Raw genomic sequence first — 20,257 nt, 5'->3', positions numbered from 1 at the left:
AATGAACTTATTAATCATAGATGATGATAAAGATCTATTACGACTTTTAGAGTTGACTTTTAAAAAAGAATATAATGTTGACCTTTGTGATTCAGCTGAAAAAATTGTTCCTGAACAGCTGGTTAAATATAATTTGATTATTCTTGATGTCATGATGGATAAAATGGATGGATTTGAGTTTTTATCACGATATAGAGAATTGATAGATGCACCGATTATCTTGTTGACGGCTAAAAGTTTTGAAAAGGACAAGATAGAGGGATTTGCCTTAGGTGCAGATGATTATGTTACAAAGCCATTTTCTGTATCTGAAATAAGGGCGAGGGTTGCAGCACATATTAGAAGAGAAAATAGAGATAAGCACAGTAGAATAATTGATTATCCAATTTCTTGTGACTTATTGTCTAAAAAAATATATTTCAAGGAAGATGAAATTACTCTTACCAAAAGTGAATATAAAATATGCGAATTACTTTTAAAAAATAGAAACCAGGTTTTTACTAAAGAAAAGATTTATACAACAATTTATGGATATGATGCTGAAGGTGATAGTTCAACTTCTATTACAGAAAGAATAAAAAAAATAAGAGAAAAATTTGCTGGATTTCATATAGATCCAGTTAAAACTATTTGGGGAGTAGGTTATCAATGGGAACTAAAAAAAGTTTAACCTATTTAATTAGTAAATTTGCAATTTTAGAATTGTTTTTTGTACTATTTATGAGTTTATTTTCCTATATGCCTCTAAACATCTTAATTAACACTGGGGTAGTATATCCTGCAAATTATGCTGAAAGGCATTCTGATACAGTAAAATATGAGTTTCAAAAAGAGAATTGGGAAATTGATAAAATACCATTTTTTTATGAATATCAATTAAGAGATAATGGAGAAATTATAGAAAATACGATTGATGAACGCTATAATCAAAAAATAAGTGAGGCATTGCAAAAAGGAAAATCTTCAAAGGAACACATAATAGGTTCAGATGTATTTAAGGCTTTTAAAAATGGTAATAAAGATTTGATCATAAAATATAAAATTAGTGCTATACCTACCAATCCAAATGTATACAAAATAATTGGAAATTTTGAATTGGTGTATTTTACAAGCATGTTTTGTCTATGGCTAATTGGGTTTATTTATTTAATAAGTAATTTGACAAGGAAATTAAGGAGTGAAATTAGAAAGATATCCAAGGCTAATGAAAATATTGAAAAATTACAATTAGAATTTGAAAGAGAGTATTCTGATTATACAGAAATTTCAGGAGTGTTAGATTCTATAGATAGTATGGCAAGGAGCTTAAAGGCATCATTAGAAAAACAATGGAATATGCAGATGACACAAAAAGAAATGATTCAATCGATTACTCATGATGTGAGGACTCCGATTACTCTAATTAAGGGGAATATAGAATTATTAAAAGAAGATCAAGAAAATGTTCTTGAAAGAGCAGAAGATGCTTTAAATGGTGTGGAGAGATTGGAATCTTTTTTAAAAAAACTAAATGAATTTTCTGATTTGATGGAAGCTCCAAAGGAAGTTGTATCAAAAGAAGTTTTAGACGATTGGATAAAAATTGTGACTAGTATTTGTAAACTTAAGGGTTTTAGCTTGTCAATTCTTTCGTCTGATGAAAGTAACATTAAATTAGATAAAAATTCAATTGCTATTGCGATACAAAATTTAGTAAATAATGCAATTGAGAACTCTTCAGTGGGTTCTACGATATTTATCGGTTTTTATGATGATATAGATGATTATACTATTGTGGTCAGGGATCAAGGTGATGGATTTAATAATGATATTCTTTATGATCTAAGAGAAAAATATGTATCAACGAAAATGTATGATAATAATATACATGGATTAGGGCTTTCAATTGTTATGAAAATACTTGAAAATAACAAGGGACAATTGTTACTAAATAATTATGATGATCAAGGTAATGGTGCTGAAGTTAAAATGGTATTTAAAAAGTAAGCATATTTTAAAAAATTAATAAATCTGGTTATCAAGGGGATAAATTTTCGTTTCTGAGATAGTTCCTAATTCTGAAAGTGATGAATTAAATCAACTATCTTTAGTGTCTTTTATAGATCGTATTGAGATTGGAGAGGATAATTCAATTAATTTTGTCTTCAACAATATTGAAACAGTGAACCTGCTTCAAGTAACTGGAAGAACTGAAGAATAAGATTATACAATAGAAAAGCGAGCCTAAAACTCGCTTTTTTTATTTAATCTAATAGGTCCTTATTTTCAATTAAGAGTTCTAGTGGGGATTTATCTCTTGCTACAATAAAACCGGGTTCATATTGGGTATGAAATGTTCTTTTCTGAGAAGTTGGATCAATATACAATTCATCTCCATCTTCTGTGTATAGTTGGTTGCCTCTTGTTAGGTAAAGTAAATCCTCTAAGTACTGTCCATCAGTTTGTAGAAAATGTTCGATGTATTTGACAGCCTTTAAGATTTCACTTACTTTATCAGAGTATTCATTAGATTCAAGAACACTCTTTTCTAACTCAATCTCTTTACTAGTTCCAAATAGTTGGGTTGGAGTTGCATTAAAATATTCTGCTATCTTATCTAAATTTGCAAAGGTAGGATAGCTTTTTTGTTTTTCATAATCAGAGATGGACTGTTTACCGATTCCTAAATCTTCCGCAAGTTGAGTTTGACTTACTCCTTTTTCTATGCGTAGTCGTGCCAAATTGGGTCCAAAATTTTGAATAATAAAGGTCATGATAAACTCCTATGTTGTATTTTAAACTTATTCTATCATCTATAAACTTACAAATCAAGTTTTTAGTTGACTATTTAAAATATTTTTTATAAAATATATTTATAACTTATAAATAAGTTATAAACGATACAAAGTAGCTCGTAAGTTTAGGAACAGTGAGTGAGGAGGAAGTTGAGGACGAGACTATGACTTATGACTATTCGAAGCCTTGGTGCTAGAAATTGTGTGGACAAGGTCAAGGGACGAGCCTGACGGGAAGTCAGGCGAAGTCCTGCAGACTGGCGTCCAGACAATTTCTAGCCAAGCAAAAGCTGGCTATTCTAACAGCCAGCAAAAAGGTACACTTAGGGCAACGCCCAAAGAACGACGGAACGAGCAAACGTTGATTTGACGGTGTTTCTGAGACCTAAAAAATCTAAAAGAAGGGGGGACAATTTTGTTGGTTTCTATACAAGATTTAAGAAACATTCAAGAACGATGTGATGTAGGAGAATTAGTACAGCGGTTAGATGTCAGTATTGATAGATTAACGGTTATCTGGGATACAGACACTGGTTCCCTAAGACGAATTTTCAAAAATCTGAAACAGGCAATAAGTACAAGAGTTGATTCATTTGAACTATATGATAATGTACGAGATGATGTCTTTACTTTAGCTAAAAATTTTAATGAGTATGATTCGATCAATATTATATTTTTCCAATTATCCACTTATGGAGGTGAACAATTGATTCGAATTGATTTCAATCCTAATATTTTAAAAGAATTTGACGGAATGAAAGTATGGAGACAATTAATGTACTTTGCTAAATTGAATTCATTGACGGTACGTTTGTCTCGTTTTGATTTGGCATTTGACATTTTCAACAGGCCTGAAATCGTTAATTTGCAACATATTAAAGGTGGTGTTACCCATAAGGTCTTCTATGGTAGAGGGGGTGAATTAGAGACGAAATATTGGGGTTCTAGCGGTAGTAATGTACAAGTTAGGTTATATGATAAGAATAAAGAAATCATTGCTCACAAGCGCGAAGAGAAGCTAGATTTGGCTGTAAATCCGTTTTGGTGGAGATTGGAGTTCCAACTCAGAACCAAAGCGATTGGTGAGGAGATGGTCCAAGATGTTATGAATCGACTTGATAATTTCGGATTTTATAAGCTAGAACATATTCGAGTGGATCAAAGAGCATTTACAATTATCTTTCTCAACAATCCTGAACTGTTATCATTGGCTTTTCCAAATTTAAAATCAGACAGCATCAAAAAGAAAAAAACAAGAGTCCGTAAACTATTGAGAGAAGAAACGAACCAATTTGCGGAAGAATTAAAAGAAGTATTAATACAGAACCTCCCTAAATTAAATGCAGAATTACAACTACTTGTAGGTGAGTTTCTGAATTTAGAAAATAAATAAGGAGGATAACTATGGACAATAATTTAATTAGTAACAAAGAATTAATTGAAATGGGCTATCGCCCTCATACAGCAAATGATATCATTCATCAGGCGAGAGAATTACTTGTATCACGAGGCTATACATTTTATAATCGCAAACGTTTGATGGTTGTTCCAAAAAGTGTTGTAAATGAGATTCTGGGAACAGAGGTGGCGTAATATGGCAAGTGTTCGTTATCGAAAGCGAGGAGATAGTAATTTATGGACCTATGAAATTCGTAGCGAAGGAAAAACTGTTGCTCATAATAGCGGTTTTAAAACAAAAAAACTTGCAGAGTCAGAAGCTGAACCGATTCTGCAAGAACTTCGTTTAGGAAAAAGAATTTCTAGAGATATTTCTCTTGTAGATCTGTATCAAGAATGGCTTGAACTAAAAATTCTACCGAGTAGTAGGTCGGAAGAGACAAAGAGAAAATATCTTCTCCGTAAAAACACAATTGAAAGATTATTTGGAAATAAAAAAGTCACTCAAATTCGTGCGAGTGACTACCAAAGAATTATGAATAAGTATGGGCAAACAGTTGGTAGAAATTTTCTTGGTAGATTGAATACTGGGATTCATCAGAGCATCCAAATGGCAATTGCTGACAAAGTTCTAATTGATGATTTTACACAACATGTCGAGTTATTTTCATCCAAAGAACAACAGATGACAGAAGAGAAATATTTACATACAGAAAAGGACTATCTGGATTTACTTTTAGCAGTAAAGAAAAAATTTGATTACCAACGTTCAATTGTTCCTTATATCGTCTATTTTCTATTAAAAACAGGCATGAGGTTTGGAGAATTAATAGCGTTAACTTGGAATGAAGTTGACTTTGACAGAGGGCTGCTAAAAACATATAGGAGGTTTAATACCCTTTCTCATAAATTTGTCCCTCCAAAAAATAAAACGTCTATTCGGATGGTACCGATAGACGAAGAATGTATTAAGATATTACAAGTCCTAAAAATTGAACAGGAGAAGGCTAATAAAGAGCTAGGAATCAAGAATAGGTATAAAATGATTTTTCAGCATTATGGATATATTCACTTGGTACCAGACATTGCAAGTGTCAATAAAGCTTTGAGTGTTCTTTTAAATGAATTAGATATTTATCCAATTATCACGACAAAAGGAGCACGTCATACCTATGGAAGCTACCTCTGGCACAAAGGATTTGACCTTGGAGTTATTGCAAAAATTCTAGGACATAGAGATATTTCAATGTTAGTAGAAGTATATGGACACACTTTAGAAGAGAAAATTTTTGAAGAATTTAATCAAATTAGAGATGTTTGGAAAGATTGCTCATAAAAAAATGTGGGGCAAATGATGGGGCAAATCAGTTATAGACAAGCAAAAAAGCCTTGTAAATCAAGGCTTTTTCCTGTTGATTTAGATGCCCCCTACAGGGATCGAACCTGTGACCCACGGATTAAGAGTCCGCTGCTCTGCCAGCTGAGCTAAGGAGGCAAAGAAAAAAGCTGTATTGGTGCCGAAACTTCACGGTTTGTATTGAACCCGCGCAATTAAGCAGGTGGGCAACTCGCTCTAACTGAAGCTGTTTCCGTGTGAGACGGCCTACATGCTGTTAGAAGACTTTTGTTTCCCTAATAATACAAAAAATAGTCGGTCAACACTTAAGTGTGAAGTCGTACACCACAGCGTTTCTATATTTATATGATACCACTTTTTCAAAAAAATTCAAGAGGAAAATTTATTTTTTTGAAAAGGATTTCACAAGTTCCGTAATTTATCAATGGTTTCCTTACGTTGGGCTAAGGCCCGTTCGTACTTGCCAGTTTCCTCTGGTGAAAAGTAGCTATGATTGCGAATCTTTTCTGGCAAGTAGTCTTGTTTGACCCAGTGTCCAGGATAGTTGTGTGGATAGAGATAGTTTTGAGCGTTGCCCAATTCCTTGCTACCACTATAATGTCCATCACGCAGATGTCGTGGAATGGGCAAATGCCCTGATGTTTTGAGGTCAGCAAGAGCCTTGTCCATAGCCACATAGGCTGAGTTGGATTTTGGAGAAAGGGCCAAATCAATCACGATATTGGCAATGAGAATGCGAGCTTCTGGGAAACCAATTCTTTGTGCAGCATCTAGAGCAGTTACGGTATGAATCTGGGCTTCAGGATTGGCCAAACCAATATCCTCATAGGCAATCACAGTCAAACGACGAGCGAGACTAGGCAGATCCCCAGCTTCAATCAAGCGGGCAGCATAGTGGAGACTGGCATCGACATCCGAGCCACGGATGGACTTTTGCAGGGCTGAGAGGACATCGTAGTGACCGTCCCCATCCTTATCCATGGTAATGTAACTTCTCTGCAGGCTGTTTTCCATGATGTCAAGCGTGATATGGCGGATGCCCTTGTCATTTTCGGGAGTAGAGAGAACAGCCAAATCTAGTGAATTAAAAGCAGAACGCAGGTCTCCGTTTGTAGAGGTCGCGATGAAATCCAGTGCATCCTCATCCAGCTCAACTGGGAAATCAAAGCCACGCTCAGGGTCAGTTAGAGCTATCAGAATCGCCTCTTTGACATCTTGATTAGACAAGGGTTCTAACTCAAAAATCTGAACACGGCTACGAATGGCTGGAGTGACTGAAAAGAAAGGATTTTCAGTGGTAGCCCCAATCATGATGACCAGACCACTTTCCAAGAGGGGAAGTAGAAAATCTTGCTTAGTTTTATCTAGTCGGTGAATCTCGTCCAGTAGCAGAACCAGTCCTCCAGAAAATTTAGCTTCTTCGGCGATTTCTTGCAGTCGCTTTTTACTATCAACAGTCGCATTGAAGGTCCGAAAGGCATACTTGGTGGTCCCAGCGATGGCAGAGGCGATACTGGTCTTTCCGATACCCGGAGGTCCGTAGAGAATCATGGAGGACAGACGGTTAGCCTCCACCATGCGGCGGATGATTTTTCCTGGTCCGACCAGATGTTCCTGACCGATGACCTGGTCGATGGTTTTTGGGCGCATGCGAAGCGCGAGATTGTCAGGCATAGCAGTCCTTTCTAACATGGATTTTCTGATGTATATGTGGTAAGATGGTAGTATCTATTTTAGCATATTTCCGAGCAATCGGGGCGATTAAAGAGTCGCATAGAAAGAGGACAAAATGGCAACATACGGATTTTTAGATGTTTTAGAGGAGGAGTTGGACAAGAACTTTCCCTTTGACTATGAGATTAGCTGGGACAAGCGCAATCATGCGGTTGAAGTAAGTTTTCTATTAGAGGCACAAAATGCTGCAGGAGTGGAGATGCTGGATGAGGATGGAGAGGTTTCGTCAGATGATATCCTTTTTGAAGAAGCGGTCCTTTTTTACAATCCTGCCAAGTCAACAGTCAATGCAGAAGACTATTTAACGGTCATTCCTTATCTACCTAAAAAAGGATTTTCTCGTGAATTTTTAGCTTATTTTGCACTATTCCTCAAAGATACTGCCGAGGTTGGGCTGGATGCGCTCATGGACTTTTTGGAAGACCCAGAAGCAGAGGAATTCGTCATGGAATGGAACCAAGAAGTCTTTGAAGAAGGGAAAGCAGGCTTGAAAGAAGGAGAATTTTATCCTTATCCGAGATACTAGGAGTCTAATATGGAAATAGAAATTTCTGATTTTACAGGTTGCAAAATTGCCCTCTTTTGTGGTGATAAGATCTTAACTATCTTGCGTGATGACAAATCAAACATTCCATACCCTAATACCTGGGAACTGCCTGGTGGTGGGCGAGAAGGCGATGAAAGTCCTTTTGAGTGCGCGGCGCGTGAAGTTTATGAAGAACTGGGAATTCATCTGACTGAAGATTGTCTGCTTTGGAGTAAGGTTTACCCAAGTATGCTTTTTGCGGATAAACAATCCGTATTTCTAGTTGGCAAGTTGGCTCAGGAACAGTTTGACCAGATTGTCTTTGGAGATGAAGGGCAGGGCTACAAACTGATGGGCATCGAGGAATTTCTTGGCTCAGATAAGGTCGTGCCCCAGTTGCAGGATAGAGTGAGGGACTATTTGGAGGAAGTAAATGATTTTTGCAATTGCAACAACGACGTTAAATAAGGAAGTTAAACACAAACTAAAAACTGGACAATATTCTAGAGAAGAAGCTACATTCATCTATATGGAATATTTAAAGTTAAAGAAGCAGAGAGAAAGTGGCACGAAAATAGCTGGGATTTCTACGGCTGTTATTTGGGTATTAATGCTTGTTATACCCTTACTGAGTGGTAGAGGTCTCGTACTGCCCCTTTCAGTATATTTTTTATTTTTGATACTGTTTGCAGGAATTGTTCTATTTGTTTATTATCTTATGTTTGGTATTTTTAAACGGCAGATTCATAGCGCAATGAAAGAACACTACACAGATGTAATTGAGGAATTTGAGGGTCAGTAAAACAGCTTGTGGAAGAGCATAGGAAGCGAGTTGAGAGAGTGAATTTGGAGGTATTAGTATGATTCAGATTGTCCAAGCAGGAGCAGAAGATTTAGAAAAGATTATTGCCATTCAAAGAGCTAGCTTTAAGGCTGTCTATGAAAAATACCAAGATGAGTATGATCCTTATCTCGAGGATCGTGAACGAATCAAGTGGAAATTGGTTGAGCGTCCTAATAGCTATTACTACTTTGTGAAAGAAAAGGACGAAAATATCGGGTTTTTACGAGTTCAGACCAATGAAGAGTTGACGGAGGCTTGGTTGGGAACGGCTGCGATTTTGCCCCAGTATCAAGGAAAAGGTTATGGTTCTGAAGGATTGGAATTGCTGGAAAAGGAATTTCCGACGATTAAACAGTGGGATTTGTGTACGGTATTACAGGATGCGGGCATGGTTGCCTTTTATGAGAAAAATGGCTACCGTCAAACCCATATCGAGCCTGAAAAAGAAGGTATGGATATGGTTTACATGAAAAAATTGATTGACAAATAGAAAGGATGGTTCGGTTACATTTCTAAACTGAACCCGCCCTAAACACTGTACCAAAAAGATAAACTTCTCTTAGACACAAGCGTCTTCAGAGAGTTTCCTATTTTGGCTTTGTGTTTTACGGGCTTGGTATCTTAATTATGGAAACATGGCAAGAGTTAAAAGTTACAGTGAAGCGTGAGGGGGAGGAGCTGGTCTCCAATCTCTTGATTGAGCTAGGAGCGCAAGGTGTTGCGATCGAAGACAGTATGGACTATGTGGGGAATGTCGACCGTTTTGGTGAAATATTCCCTGAAGTCGAGCAGCAAGAAGAAATCGTGGTGACAGCCTACTACCCTGATACGGTTGATGTAGCTGTAGTTGAGGCGGACTTGCAGGCTCGCCTAGCAGAATTAACTGATTTTATGGATCTAGGAGAGGTCAAGATGGGCACGACTGACTTGGCTGAGGAAGACTGGGCAGACAACTGGAAGAAATACTATGAGCCAGCTCGCATCACTCATGATTTGACCATCGTGCCATCTTGGACAGACTATGAGGCGACTGCTGGAGAAAAGATTATCAAACTGGATCCAGGCATGGCCTTTGGGACTGGGACGCATCCAACCACCAAGATGAGCCTCTTTGCCTTGGAGCAGGTTCTTCGTGGTGGCGAAACGGTGCTAGATGTGGGGACTGGTTCAGGTGTCCTCTCTATCGCCAGCTCGCTACTTGGTGCTAAGGAAATTTTCGCTTACGACCTGGATGATGTGGCAGTTAGTGTGGCTCAGGAAAATATTGAGCTCAACCCTAGCATGGAAAATATCCATGTTGCTGCTGGAGATTTGCTCAAGGGTGTGGAGATTGAAGCAGATGTCATTGTGGCCAATATCTTGGCGGATATTCTCATTCATCTGACAGACGATGCTTATCGTTTGGTCAAGGACGAAGGCTACCTGATCATGAGTGGGATTATCAAGGACAAGTGGGACATGGTACGCGAGTCAGCTGAGTCAGCTGGATTTTTCCTTGAAACCCACATGATTCAAGGGGAATGGAATGCCTGTGTCTTTAAGAAGACTAAGGATATTTCAGGTGTGATTGGAGGCTAACATGCAGCAGTATTTTGTCAAGGGTAGTGCAGTCTCTCCTGTCACCATTGAGGACAAGGAAACCAGCAAGCATATGTTTCAGGTTATGCGCCTGAAAGAAGAGGATGAAGTGACCTTGGTCTTTGATGATGGGATCAAGCGCTTGGCGCGCGTGCTAGATGTGGAAAATCGTCAGTTTGAGTTGGTCCAAGAATTAGCTGAAAATGTCGAACTTCCCATCCAAGTGACTATCGCATCAGGCTTTCCCAAGGGAGACAAGCTGGAGTTTATCACTCAAAAAGTAACGGAACTGGGTGCCAGTCAAATTTGGGCCTTCCCTGCTGACTGGTCAGTTGCCAAGTGGGACGGCAAGAAATTGGGTAAAAAGGTTGAAAAACTAGAAAAAATCACCCTTGGAGCGGCAGAACAAAGCAAGCGTAATATCGTTCCAAGTATCCAGCTTTTCGAGAAGAAAGCAGATTTTCAAACTCAGTTTGACCAGTTTGACTCTATTATAGTAGCCTATGAAGAATCAGCAAAAGAGGGAGAAGCCGCGGCCCTCTTACAAGCAGTCACTGGTCTTGAAAAGGGAGCTAAATTGCTCTTTATCTTTGGTCCAGAAGGCGGTCTCTCACCTGCAGAAATTGAAAGTTTTGAAGCTAAAGGAGCAGTCTTGGCAGGTCTTGGTCCTCGCATTTTGCGAGCGGAAACAGCACCGCTTTATGCCTTATCAGCCCTTAGTGTTTTAGTAGAATTAGAGAAATAAGAGGAAGAAAATGGAACAAAAACACCGTTCAGAATTTCCAGAAAAGGAACTTTGGGACTTAACAGCCCTATACCAAGACCGTGAGGATTTCTTGCGTGCAATCGAGAAAACGCGCGAAGACATCAACCAATTTAGCCGTGACTACAAGGGCAATCTTCACACTTTTGAGGATTTCGAGAAGGCCTTTGCGGAATTGGAGCAAATTTATATCCAGATGAGCCATATCGGTAATTACGCCTTTATGCCTCAGACGACAGACTATAGCAATGAAGATTTTGCTAATATTGCCCAAGCTGGGATGGAATTTGAAACAGATGCCAGTGTAGCCTTGACCTTTTTTGACGATGCCTTGGTGGAAGCTGATGAGGAAGTCTTGGACCGTTTGGGTGAATTACCTCACTTGACGGCAGCCATTCGTCAGGCCAAAATCAAAAAAGCCCACTATCTAGGTGCCGATGTGGAGAAGGCTTTGACCAATCTCGGTGAAGTTTTCTACAGTCCACAGGACATTTACACTAAGATGCGAGCTGGGGACTTTGAAATGGCTGACTTTGAAGCCTATGGCAAGACCTATAAAAACAGCTTTGTGACCTATGAAAATTTCTACCAGAACCACGAGGACGCTGAGGTTCGTGAGAAATCTTTCCGTTCTTTCTCAGAGGGACTTCGTAAGCACCAAAATACGGCTGCGGCAGCCTACTTAGCTCAGGTCAAGTCTGAAAAACTGTTGGCAGATATGAAGGGCTACGACTCGGTTTTTGATTATCTTCTAGCTGAGCAAGAAGTGGACCGTGCCATGTTTGACCGTCAGATTGACCTCATCATGAAGGACTTTGCGCCAGTTGCTCAGAGATACCTCAAGCATGTTGCCAAGGTCAATGGTCTTGAAAAGATGACCTTTGCAGACTGGAAATTGGACTTGGACAGCGCCCTTAATCCTGAAGTGACTATTGATGACGCCTATGATTTGGTCATGAAGTCAGTAGAACCTTTGGGACAAGAATATTGTCAGGAAATTGCTCGTTATCAAGAAGAACGCTGGGTGGACTTTGCTGCTAATAGTGGCAAGGATTCTGGTGGTTATGCGGCGGATCCGTATCGCGTGCACCCTTATGTCCTCATGAGCTGGACTGGTCGTTTGAGTGATGTCTATACCTTGATTCATGAAATCGGACATTCTGGTCAATTTATCTTTTCAGATAATCACCAAAGTTACTTCAATGCTCATATGTCGACCTACTACGTCGAAGCGCCATCAACCTTCAATGAATTGCTTTTAAGTGATTACTTGGAGCACCAGTCTGATGATCCACGTCAAAAACGCTTTGCCCTTGCTCACCGCTTGACAGATACCTACTTCCATAACTTCATTACTCACCTCTTGGAAGCAGCCTTCCAGCGTAAGGTTTATACATTGATTGAAGAAGGAGAAACCTTCGGAGCAAGCAAACTTAACAGCATTATGAAGGAAGTCTTGACGGATTTCTGGGGAGATGCCATTGAGATTGATGATGATGCAGCTCTGACTTGGATGCGCCAAGCTCACTATTACATGGGCTTGTATAGCTACACCTACTCTGCTGGCCTTGTCATCTCAACAGCTGGTTACCTTCATCTGAAACATTCAGAAACCGGAGCTGAAGATTGGCTCAATCTCCTTAAGTCAGGTGGTAGTAAGACACCGCTTGAGTCAGCCATGATTATCGGAGCGGATATTTCAACAGATAAACCACTCCGTGATACGATTCAGTTTCTGTCTGATACAGTTGACCAGATTATCGCCTACAGTGCGGAGTTGGGGGAGTAAGGGTATCCAGTGTCGGATTTAAGACGGTTTATCGATAAGATGAATACACAAAAATCACCTGTTTTAGGTGATTTTTTCATGATTTAAAGATTTATTCAAATTTTCCTTTATTGGCTTCATTTGAAGCCTTCATGCTAATTTGTAAAAGGTTGGCGAGATTTTCATTATCAAGGCTAGCTTCTCCATTATTATCCACTTTTATGGCGAGGTAATGAGTGTTGCGATCAAGATAATCCATTCCCTCTAAATCGACATAGTTATTTGCTTTAAAATCAAGCGCCGCTAATTGATAAACAAATCGAATATTTAGAGCTTTAGCATAGTCTGTTTCAAGAACCTTTTGTTGTTCTTCTACCAGTCCTTGAAAGAATTCGAGATTGTCTGTGTGATAGGATGCTTTGATTTCATATTGGTAAGTATCTACAGCTGGGGATATAAATTTCAAATAAACCAAGTCGCCTTCTACCTTATAGTCCTCAAGAGTATAGGCACCTGCTTTTCCTAATGCATTGGTGTTGACCTTGAAAAACATTGGTGCATAAATTTTCAGAGGATATTTTTCTCCCTTATACTCAAAGATGGTATCATTTGAAAAATTCGGACGGATTTTAGTTAACTCAGGGACTAAATATTCGTTCCAAATCTTATCAAATAACTCTTCTTGATTGCTAGCACCCGCTGATTTCACAACTAGGTCAAAATTTTCTTGATTGACAAAGACAGCATCCACTAATTTGAGGGCTGTTTGAACCTTAGGATCCGAAATTTCCTTTTTCTTTTTTTCAAGATTCTCTGCCGCCTCTTTCGTGCGATCTAAAGTTTTATTAAATTGACTGCCACTGTTGGTTTCAACAAAGGTTCTCTCATAGTTGGTAGGTTCAACTTTGGCATTCCAGTCAAATGAAGCAGCAGGACCAGTTACATCTTTCTTATGGTAGGTAGAAACCTGATTGTTTGAATTATTTGTAGAACTAGTAGATGGCTTTGATGAGCAAGCACCAAGGGCTAAGGCTAGTGTTGTCACACAAGCTAGGCAACAAAGTCTGAACGATTTTTTCATACATTTCTCCTTCAAGTAATGCTTGTTATTCATTGTCTATTATATCATGACCTTTAGGATTACAGTGTTTTAAAATGAATTAGACAGGATTTTAACATCATAGATGAAACAGTCATATCAGCCTTTTATGATATACTATAAGGGAAATATGATTAGTTGTTTTATTAATTATCATAAGTAAGGAGAAGGTTATGAAAAAACGTGCGTTTTTCACAATATTACTTTTAGGAGGATTGATCATGATAGGATTAACAGGATGTGGAGAAAATAAGAACAGTCGAGAATGGATTGAGAACAAAGTCTCTGAGGTTAGTCGTGTCTATCCAACCGAGAATCTGTTTGATTTGTTTAAGCAGTTTCCGGAGGGGTTCAAAGTAAATCAAGTATTTATAAAACGTGGAACCTATATTATCGAAATAACTTTACAAGGAGATAGTAGTAACCAAACAATTTCCGGAGTACTAACTAAAACACGTGCTTCTGATGATATTACTGAAAAGCCAGAAGAAACTATAAAAGTAGATTATATTGATGGGAAGTTTATCTTTTCTGATGAGAAGAAGGCGAAAGAATTATGGCCTTTTAATGGATTTTTATTTCAAAAGTTAACAATTAATCACTCTTTTCTATCTTCATTATCTATGAAATCTAAAAATTATAATGGCAATAATGGAGCATTTGATATTGATTATTTAGTTCAAAATCAAACTATCAATCAGTATTTTAAAAAAGATGAAAATGAACAAGCAACATTAGGCTTTGGAAGTTCATACCGAAACGACGATTATTACTATTATTCAGTAACTGTCAACTACGATAGTATTTATACATATAGAGAAACGGTATCAAATTAATAGGAAATAAAATGCTAGATGAAAAATTTATGAACAGTGGAATTCCAACTTTAGATGCTTCTAATCTGACTTACGAATTTGAATAAGAAGCAAGGAAATATTGCTTTTATGGTATATTATAAGGGAGCTATGGTCAGCTGTTTTATTGAATATTATAAATAAGGAGAGTATTATGAAAAAACGTATGTTTTTTGCAAAGTTAGTTTTAGTAGGATTGATAATGATAGGAATAACAGGATGTGGAGAAAATAAGAACAGTCGAGAATGGATTGAGAACAAAGTATCTGAGGTTAGTCGTGTCTATCCAACAGAGAATCTGTTTGATTTGTTTAAGCAATTTCCAGAAGGGTTTGAGATTGAGCAGGTTTATTTTAAAAAGAAAAGTGATGGAATTGACGATTTTATCACAGAAATTAAGCTGAAAGGTGATGCAACATTGCATACAATAACAGGTACTCTTTCTAAAATCCCAGCGAAGGATGATGCACCAAAAAGCGAAGAGGAGTTAGTAAGTGTTCAATATGTAGACAATAAATTTATTTTTTCTGATGAAGAAACTGCTAAAAAAATGTGGAAGTTTGATGGTTTCTTGTTTCAAAAACTTTGTATAGATAAAGAATTTTTAAGTAAATTATCATTAAAAAACAAACATTTTAACGGAAATAATGGTTCTTTTGATATAGATTATATTATTAAAAACACAACGATTAACCAATATTTTAATAAACAGCAACAAGTTGAAACAGTGCTAGGATTTGGTAGTTCTTTGAGGTTAGATGACTTTTATTACTATTCTGTTACTGTTGATTTTAATGATGGCTGTTATTTTAAGGAGAGAGTATCAAATTAGGAGAGAAGTGTAAGTAAAAAGGATACGGCGAATAGTGGTATTGCTACTCTAGATGCAGCAAATCTGACTTACGAACTTGAATAAGAAGCAAGGAAATATTGCTTTTATGGTATATTATAAGGGAGCTATGGTCAGCTGTTTTATTGAATATTATAAGTAAGGAGAAGGTTATGAAAAAACGCGCGTTTTTCGCAATATTACTTTTAGGAGGGTTGATAATGATAGGAATAACAGGATGTGGAGAAAATAAGAACAGTCGAGAATGGATTGAGAACAAAATATCTGAGGTTAGTCGAGTTTATCCAACTGAAAATCTCTTTGACTTGTTTAAGCAATTTCCGGAAGGGTTTGAGATTAGAAGTACTGATACTTACGATGAGACGAAGGACTACTCTCGTTACCAGAAGATTGATCTCGTAGGAAACGCAGAAACACAAGAAATAACTGGCACTTTTAAAAGAATAGAAGCTCGAGGTAATCCTTATGAAGAAAAAATGCTTTTAGAAAGCCGTATTGTGTACACTGAAAAAGGATTAGAATTTTTGAATCCAGAAGTTTCTAAAGATGATTTGTTTTATGATGGTTTTTTATTTCAAAAGTTAGAACTAAATAAAGCAGTTCTATCTCGATTTGAACTCAAAAAAACGTACTATAATTGGGAGACTGGTGATGCTTCTATTACTTATAAAAATGTAAATAGTAAAATTATTCAGGACTACTTCCATATACAATCAAGTGAGTCGTTAGACCTTTTTATTAGTGCAGATCACTCTGCAACTATTGGCTATGAATACGGTTATCCTGTGGTTTTTGACGGAGAAAATATATCTCATTCAGAACTTATAACAGGAAAAAGTAAGAGTATAGAGAAGATAGATGCCAAATAGTAATGTGCCGACCTTAGATGCGTCTAATCTGACTTATAAATTTGAATAAGATACAAGGAAATGTTGCTTTTATGGTATACTATAAGGGAACTATGATTAGTTGTTTTATTAATTATCATAAGTAAGGAGAAGGTTATGAAAAAACGCGCGTTTTTCGCAATATTACTTTTAGGAGGATTGATCATGATAGGATTGGCAGGATGTGGAGAAAATAAGAACAGTCGAGAATGGATTGAGAACAAAGTCTCTGAGGTTAGTCGTGTCTATCCAACCGAGAATCTGTTTGATTTGTTTAAGCAATTTCCGAAAGGGTTTAATATTACTCAAACATTTTATAAGGATTCGCTCAGAACAGTAGTTTCCTTAGATGGGGATGAAGAAAGTCAAACCATAAAAGGAAAGATAGAGACTATACAAATTTCTACTGATCCATATAAAGAAGAAGTGGAAGAGCATGTTGATGTAGAATATAAAGATGGTGAATTTATATTTTCTAACAATGAGGTAGCGGAAAAAATTTGGGGTTATAAAGGTTTTCTGTTCCAAAAATTAAGTTTGAATAGAGATGTTTTATCTAAGATGAAGCTTGAAAAGTTTCGATATTTTTCAAATCGCAATGTGTTTGAAATCTATTATATTAGTGATAACTCTACGATAAATAATTTCCTTAATTCAAATGGAGAACACATGTTATCAATAAGTGGAGCGGAATCTTATAATAATACAAAAGGTTATCGATTGAATGTTAATATTGCTTTTAAGGATACCCCAAATGATGGAATGAGTGAGATAGTTTCAAGTTGGATAGATGATAGAAATAGTGTTTCTAATTAATTTGCTAACATTTAAAACATCCTGATTGACCTGATTATAAATAAGGAGCATGCGAAAGAATGAGTGAAAAAGAATCAGTTAACAGTGGAATTCCAACTCTGGATGCAGCGAACCTGACTTATGAATTTGAGAATGCAAGGTGGAGAGGAGCAACTGATGAACAAATTTTAGATAAGAAAATAGGTGCTCAAAAGGATAAGACTATCCCCTCCAACCTCCAATATCTAGATGATTTTCATGATGATTCCGCTGGCACAAGTGGTACAGCCTTCCTAGATAAGGACAGTGGAGAGGTGATCATTGCCTATACGGGAACGAATCCTAATGCGGATATAGTCAAGGATGTCGCTACAGATGTCGGTAGTATAGCCATGGCGCTCGGTTTTCATTATGATGAAGCTTTCAAATTTTATGAAAGGATTCGACAGAGATATGGGGATAATATTACTCTAACTGGACATTCTTTAGGAGGGAACATCGCTCAGAGGGTGGCCTTAGAGTATAACGCTCCGCGTACTGTGGTATATAACTCAGCCCCTCTCTATTTAGAAGGTCTTATCGAATCTAAAGATAAAATCATAGATTATCTGACTCCGTGGGATTCGGCAAGGGAGAAGATAATCAATAAACAAAAGACATTCACAGGTCAAGTAGTACGAATCCGGACTCAAGATGACTTTCTTAACAATATCTCAAAGCCTTTTTTAGGTGTATACTTGGGAGAAGATTATCTGCTTGAAAATTCTGGTGGGCACAATATTGACCCAGATATTACGGGTGATAAAAATCAAATTAACCAAATCAAGGATATTTTGGAAAAACAGAGTCCAGAGAAAATGACTGGACTTGAAAAGAAGAACTATGAGACCCTGAAGAAATTACAAGGTGTCAAAAATGGACTTCTAAAACAGTTGAATACTAAATTTTTATCAGATGGCAGTATAAGTAGCCATGAGATGTTTTTCTTGGATAGTGTCCAAGCAACAGCTGTTGCGACGGCAATGACAGAGAGTGTCAGTAACGGACACAGCGAGATTGAGGCAGTGGCTAAAAAAGCAGTTACAGATGCTGAAACACTCTACGATAACAGTAAGGAAGTTCCCTGGTTTGTAACAGAGTTAACTAATGATGAGATAGAGGATGTCTATGTAGAAGCTGGGGTAACGTATGATAGTATTGTGGGTGAGACTCAGAGACATTTTGATAAAAAAGTAAGTAAATCAGCTGCGATTGTAAAAGCCTTTACGGATTTGGAAACCAACATTCAGAAAGGTGTTGAACAGGCGGTTGAAGGAGACGAAAGCTTGGCAAGGGATATTAATCAATGGACAAACTAGAAGAAATCCAAGTGAAAATAAAAAAGCAAGAAGAGGGACTTTGGTCCTTGGAGGATGACTATAGAACTGCTAAGAAGAAAATAGAAGAATCCTATGAAAGTTTAGATCATAATCGTTCTCAGTTGACAAGACTATATGAGGAGTTTGAGAACATTGCTTATGATTTTGGTAGACAGAAATCTGGAGACGATGGGGAGCACCATCAATTTCTGATGTTATTGGAATCTTATTCAAGTGAGACGAGTAGTGAGTATCTTCGGCAGTATGCTAAAATAGAGGCAAAAGATGAAGAGTTGCAGACTCAGTACCGAAAAGAGCGCTCTCGCTTAGAAAAAGAGTTAGAAGAGAGTTATAGTCAAAGAAAAGACTTATATGAGTTAGAAAGGAGGCAGAAGAAATGCTAGTGGATTTAGTCATAGATGCTTTGATTGGACCTATGTCAGAATCAGCCAGACGAGAAATCAAAAAAACATTAGAAAGAGCAGCTATCAAAGCATTTTGTGCTCCTCCTATAAAATCAGGTAGAAAAGGTATTGTAGATAAGTACGATGAGGAGATAGGGGTTCTTGCTATGACAAATAAAACTGCTGTAACGACTTTAGCAGCTCAAATGGATAGCTCAATTAATGGGTTGGGACAAAAAGCCATTAGCGAGACTATTAGTAAAAATAGTACATCTTTTGAAGATTTAACTCCGAAAAAGAAAAAATAGTGCTTTAACTATGCCATGTTCCTTTCCAATTTTTCCAAATATTCCTATTCAAAGTCATCTTCGGATGGCTTTTTGAACAGTTACTAGAAATGTAGAGGTACTTGAGATTCGTAAAGAATTACAAAGAAAAGTGACAGAAGAAAAACCAAGCTATAGTCGAGAAGAAATTCAGTGGTTGCTTGAGCATTTAGGAGATCCCTCTCCAGAAATTCGAGACGAACTTGTTTTTACGAGTTTGGCTAGAGGGATTCAAGAAGAACTGTTTTCCCTTGAACAGTTTTAGTTTATCTCAGAAGAGGTCTCCTCTGATGAAGGTCTATACAAAGAGATTGATAGTAGAGGAGTTTCGGCTCTTAAACGTTCTTTTAGGGCGCTTATTTATGCCAATCTTTTGTCTTCAGATGGTAACGAGCACTCTCTTTTCTATAAAGGATTAAAAGCTGATATAAGAAATGCTATGCTATCTCAAGGTTTGCATTACCTAAAAAAAGAAAAGGATACGACAGGTTTTTCAAGTCAGTATGGTTGGGTTCACGCTTTTGCGCATGGAGCGGATCTCTTGACGGAAGTCGTTTGTCATCCAGATTTTCCTAAAAATAGAAATCATGAAGTATTTGATGTACTGGGTCAACTATTTAAACGAATTACCATTCGTTTTACAAATGATGAGGACTGGCGTTTAGCGAGAGTACTTTATGAACCCATTTTGCAAGGGAAATTAGATCAGGAACAAGTAGCTTCTTGGGTAAAAACTATTGACTTTCCGATAGAAGAGAGGGAAGATTTTTATAAATTTTCCAACTTCAGATCCTGTCTGTTGGAAGTCTATATCCAACTTGACCAGAGAAATAGTTTGCAAAATGACTTGAAAGAAGCTATTCAATCCTTCCAGTACTAAGGATAAGCGAGTCGTTTCATGATTTTCAATGAACTTTCCAGTCAATTTTCTTGAAACCCTTT

The 20,257-nt window shown here is 37.3% G+C and carries 23 protein-coding genes, 1 tRNA gene and 1 pseudogene; 21 read left to right on the top strand and 4 right to left on the bottom strand.

The genetic code is table 11. The annotated features are described in order from the left end of the window. Nucleotide 1: 1 nt before the first annotated feature. Nucleotides 2–670 carry a response regulator transcription factor gene (locus O3655_RS07070; protein WP_031576232.1) on the top strand — a complete coding sequence of 223 codons (669 nt, stop codon included), beginning with the start codon at nt 2–4 and terminating at the stop codon, nt 668–670. Beyond that, the gene (locus O3655_RS07065; protein WP_125384897.1) at nt 649–1,986 is read left to right on the top strand and encodes a HAMP domain-containing sensor histidine kinase; all 1,338 of its coding nucleotides are present in this window, start codon (nt 649–651) and stop codon (nt 1,984–1,986) included. Before O3655_RS07070 ends, O3655_RS07065 begins: the two co-directional genes overlap by 22 nt. A 257-nt stretch (nt 1,987–2,243) precedes the next feature. Here O3655_RS07065 and O3655_RS07060 read toward each other — a convergent pair whose 3' ends face one another. Further along, nucleotides 2,244–2,753, bottom strand: a complete 510-nt coding sequence (locus tag O3655_RS07060; RefSeq protein ID WP_247941099.1) for a helix-turn-helix domain-containing protein — start codon at nt 2,751–2,753, stop codon at nt 2,244–2,246. 208 nt (nt 2,754–2,961) lie between these two features. On the opposite strand from O3655_RS07060, the gene O3655_RS07055 reads away from it, so the two are divergent. Genes O3655_RS07055 through O3655_RS07040 form a run of 4 tightly spaced genes read left to right on the top strand, consistent with a single transcriptional unit; the run spans nt 2,962 to nt 5,508 of the window. Continuing rightward, complete coding sequence (locus O3655_RS07055; protein WP_308697132.1) at nt 2,962–3,144, top strand: hypothetical protein; 183 nt, start codon at nt 2,962–2,964, stop codon at nt 3,142–3,144. A gap of 45 nt (nt 3,145–3,189) precedes the next feature. After that, nucleotides 3,190–4,167 (top strand): replication initiation factor domain-containing protein, encoded by a 978-nt coding sequence (locus O3655_RS07050; protein ID WP_247941098.1) that lies wholly within the window; start codon nt 3,190–3,192, stop codon nt 4,165–4,167. 11 nt (nt 4,168–4,178) lie between these two features. Beyond that, nucleotides 4,179–4,367, top strand: a complete 189-nt coding sequence (locus O3655_RS07045; RefSeq protein WP_000369785.1) for a DUF3173 domain-containing protein — start codon at nt 4,179–4,181, stop codon at nt 4,365–4,367. 1 nt (nt 4,368) lies between these two features. Beyond that, nucleotides 4,369–5,508 carry a site-specific integrase gene (locus O3655_RS07040; RefSeq protein WP_247941097.1) on the top strand — a complete coding sequence of 380 codons (1,140 nt, stop codon included), beginning with the start codon at nt 4,369–4,371 and terminating at the stop codon, nt 5,506–5,508. An 86-nt stretch (nt 5,509–5,594) separates the two neighbouring features. Here O3655_RS07040 and O3655_RS07035 read toward each other — a convergent pair. Then, nucleotides 5,595–5,667 (bottom strand) — tRNA-Lys (locus O3655_RS07035). A 264-nt stretch (nt 5,668–5,931) separates the two neighbouring features. Beyond that, nucleotides 5,932–7,203, bottom strand: coding sequence for a replication-associated recombination protein A (locus tag O3655_RS07030; protein WP_308697133.1), 1,272 nt, complete (start codon nt 7,201–7,203; stop codon nt 5,932–5,934). Between the two features lie 115 nt (nt 7,204–7,318). Between O3655_RS07030 and O3655_RS07025 the strand changes: the two genes are divergently transcribed. The 7 genes from O3655_RS07025 (at nt 7,319) to pepF (ending at nt 12,763) form a co-directional block, all read left to right on the top strand. Then, entirely contained in the window at nt 7,319–7,789 is a 471-nt protein-coding gene (locus O3655_RS07025; protein WP_308697134.1) for a DUF3013 family protein, read from the top strand. Nucleotides 7,790–7,798: 9 nt separating this feature from the next. Continuing rightward, entirely contained in the window at nt 7,799–8,257 is a 459-nt protein-coding gene (locus tag O3655_RS07020; protein WP_308697135.1) for an NUDIX hydrolase, read from the top strand. Then, nucleotides 8,223–8,591 (top strand): hypothetical protein, encoded by a 369-nt coding sequence (locus O3655_RS07015; RefSeq protein WP_308697136.1) that lies wholly within the window; start codon nt 8,223–8,225, stop codon nt 8,589–8,591. Before O3655_RS07020 ends, O3655_RS07015 begins: the two co-directional genes overlap by 35 nt. 58 nt (nt 8,592–8,649) lie before the next feature. Beyond that, the gene (locus tag O3655_RS07010) at nt 8,650–9,123 is read left to right on the top strand and encodes a GNAT family N-acetyltransferase (RefSeq protein WP_109290187.1); all 474 of its coding nucleotides are present in this window, start codon (nt 8,650–8,652) and stop codon (nt 9,121–9,123) included. Between the two features lie 137 nt (nt 9,124–9,260). After that, a complete protein-coding gene (gene prmA, locus O3655_RS07005) occupies nt 9,261–10,211 on the top strand; it encodes a 50S ribosomal protein L11 methyltransferase (protein ID WP_308697137.1) in 951 nt (316 codons plus the stop codon). Nucleotide 10,212: 1 nt separating this feature from the next. Further along, entirely contained in the window at nt 10,213–10,956 is a 744-nt protein-coding gene (locus tag O3655_RS07000) for a 16S rRNA (uracil(1498)-N(3))-methyltransferase (RefSeq protein WP_308697138.1), read from the top strand. Between the two features lie 10 nt (nt 10,957–10,966). Further along, the gene (pepF, locus tag O3655_RS06995; RefSeq protein ID WP_308697139.1) at nt 10,967–12,763 is read left to right on the top strand and encodes an oligoendopeptidase F; all 1,797 of its coding nucleotides are present in this window, start codon (nt 10,967–10,969) and stop codon (nt 12,761–12,763) included. Between the two features lie 91 nt (nt 12,764–12,854). On the opposite strand, the gene O3655_RS06990 is transcribed toward pepF, so the two are convergent. Next, entirely contained in the window at nt 12,855–13,823 is a 969-nt protein-coding gene (locus O3655_RS06990) for a hypothetical protein (protein WP_308697140.1), read from the bottom strand. Between the two features lie 191 nt (nt 13,824–14,014). Between O3655_RS06990 and O3655_RS06985 the strand changes: the two genes are divergently transcribed. From O3655_RS06985 to O3655_RS06950, 8 genes and pseudogenes are all read left to right on the top strand, one after another. After that, nucleotides 14,015–14,677 carry a hypothetical protein gene (locus O3655_RS06985; protein ID WP_215116123.1) on the top strand — a complete coding sequence of 221 codons (663 nt, stop codon included), beginning with the start codon at nt 14,015–14,017 and terminating at the stop codon, nt 14,675–14,677. 172 nt (nt 14,678–14,849) lie between these two features. After that, a complete protein-coding gene (locus O3655_RS06980; RefSeq protein WP_070838258.1) occupies nt 14,850–15,527 on the top strand; it encodes a hypothetical protein in 678 nt (225 codons plus the stop codon). 170 nt (nt 15,528–15,697) lie between these two features. After that, nucleotides 15,698–16,414, top strand: coding sequence for a hypothetical protein (locus O3655_RS06975; protein WP_084942961.1), 717 nt, complete (start codon nt 15,698–15,700; stop codon nt 16,412–16,414). Between the two features lie 135 nt (nt 16,415–16,549). Beyond that, nucleotides 16,550–17,248 (top strand): hypothetical protein, encoded by a 699-nt coding sequence (locus tag O3655_RS06970; RefSeq protein WP_042902657.1) that lies wholly within the window; start codon nt 16,550–16,552, stop codon nt 17,246–17,248. A gap of 59 nt (nt 17,249–17,307) precedes the next feature. After that, nucleotides 17,308–18,585 carry a DUF2974 domain-containing protein gene (locus tag O3655_RS06965; RefSeq protein WP_049501465.1) on the top strand — a complete coding sequence of 426 codons (1,278 nt, stop codon included), beginning with the start codon at nt 17,308–17,310 and terminating at the stop codon, nt 18,583–18,585. After that, a complete protein-coding gene (locus O3655_RS06960; RefSeq protein ID WP_049501464.1) occupies nt 18,573–18,989 on the top strand; it encodes a hypothetical protein in 417 nt (138 codons plus the stop codon). Before O3655_RS06965 ends, O3655_RS06960 begins: the two co-directional genes overlap by 13 nt. Continuing rightward, complete coding sequence (locus O3655_RS06955; protein WP_000959511.1) at nt 18,983–19,297, top strand: hypothetical protein; 315 nt, start codon at nt 18,983–18,985, stop codon at nt 19,295–19,297. The genes O3655_RS06960 and O3655_RS06955 overlap by 7 nt, the downstream gene beginning before the upstream one ends. A 106-nt stretch (nt 19,298–19,403) precedes the next feature. After that, nucleotides 19,404–20,195: pseudogene (locus tag O3655_RS06950) on the top strand (DUF2785 domain-containing protein). Nucleotides 20,196–20,257 lie beyond the last annotated feature (62 nt).

The organism is Streptococcus sp. 27098_8_70 (assembly GCF_041432215.1).
Classification (GTDB): Bacteria; Bacillota; Bacilli; order Lactobacillales; family Streptococcaceae; genus Streptococcus; species Streptococcus oralis_CP.
This window is presented reverse-complemented; position numbering and strand designations above follow the sequence as displayed.

Coding starts and splice junctions, on each gene's coding strand:
- O3655_RS07070 (WP_031576232.1), top strand. CDS start 2: ATGAACTTATTAATCATAGATGATGATAAAGATCTATTACGACTTTTA.
- O3655_RS07065 (WP_125384897.1), top strand. CDS start 649: ATGGGAACTAAAAAAAGTTTAACCTATTTAATTAGTAAATTTGCAATT.
- O3655_RS07060 (WP_247941099.1), bottom strand. CDS start 2,753: ATGACCTTTATTATTCAAAATTTTGGACCCAATTTGGCACGACTACGC.
- O3655_RS07045 (WP_000369785.1), top strand. CDS start 4,179: ATGGACAATAATTTAATTAGTAACAAAGAATTAATTGAAATGGGCTAT.
- O3655_RS07040 (WP_247941097.1), top strand. CDS start 4,369: ATGGCAAGTGTTCGTTATCGAAAGCGAGGAGATAGTAATTTATGGACC.
- O3655_RS07030 (WP_308697133.1), bottom strand. CDS start 7,203: ATGCCTGACAATCTCGCGCTTCGCATGCGCCCAAAAACCATCGACCAG.
- O3655_RS07025 (WP_308697134.1), top strand. CDS start 7,319: ATGGCAACATACGGATTTTTAGATGTTTTAGAGGAGGAGTTGGACAAG.
- O3655_RS07020 (WP_308697135.1), top strand. CDS start 7,799: ATGGAAATAGAAATTTCTGATTTTACAGGTTGCAAAATTGCCCTCTTT.
- O3655_RS07015 (WP_308697136.1), top strand. CDS start 8,223: ATGATTTTTGCAATTGCAACAACGACGTTAAATAAGGAAGTTAAACAC.
- O3655_RS07010 (WP_109290187.1), top strand. CDS start 8,650: ATGATTCAGATTGTCCAAGCAGGAGCAGAAGATTTAGAAAAGATTATT.
- prmA (WP_308697137.1), top strand. CDS start 9,261: ATGGAAACATGGCAAGAGTTAAAAGTTACAGTGAAGCGTGAGGGGGAG.
- O3655_RS07000 (WP_308697138.1), top strand. CDS start 10,213: ATGCAGCAGTATTTTGTCAAGGGTAGTGCAGTCTCTCCTGTCACCATT.
- pepF (WP_308697139.1), top strand. CDS start 10,967: ATGGAACAAAAACACCGTTCAGAATTTCCAGAAAAGGAACTTTGGGAC.
- O3655_RS06990 (WP_308697140.1), bottom strand. CDS start 13,823: ATGAAAAAATCGTTCAGACTTTGTTGCCTAGCTTGTGTGACAACACTA.
- O3655_RS06985 (WP_215116123.1), top strand. CDS start 14,015: ATGAAAAAACGTGCGTTTTTCACAATATTACTTTTAGGAGGATTGATC.
- O3655_RS06980 (WP_070838258.1), top strand. CDS start 14,850: ATGAAAAAACGTATGTTTTTTGCAAAGTTAGTTTTAGTAGGATTGATA.
- O3655_RS06975 (WP_084942961.1), top strand. CDS start 15,698: ATGAAAAAACGCGCGTTTTTCGCAATATTACTTTTAGGAGGGTTGATA.
- O3655_RS06970 (WP_042902657.1), top strand. CDS start 16,550: ATGAAAAAACGCGCGTTTTTCGCAATATTACTTTTAGGAGGATTGATC.
- O3655_RS06965 (WP_049501465.1), top strand. CDS start 17,308: ATGAGTGAAAAAGAATCAGTTAACAGTGGAATTCCAACTCTGGATGCA.
- O3655_RS06960 (WP_049501464.1), top strand. CDS start 18,573: ATGGACAAACTAGAAGAAATCCAAGTGAAAATAAAAAAGCAAGAAGAG.
- O3655_RS06955 (WP_000959511.1), top strand. CDS start 18,983: ATGCTAGTGGATTTAGTCATAGATGCTTTGATTGGACCTATGTCAGAA.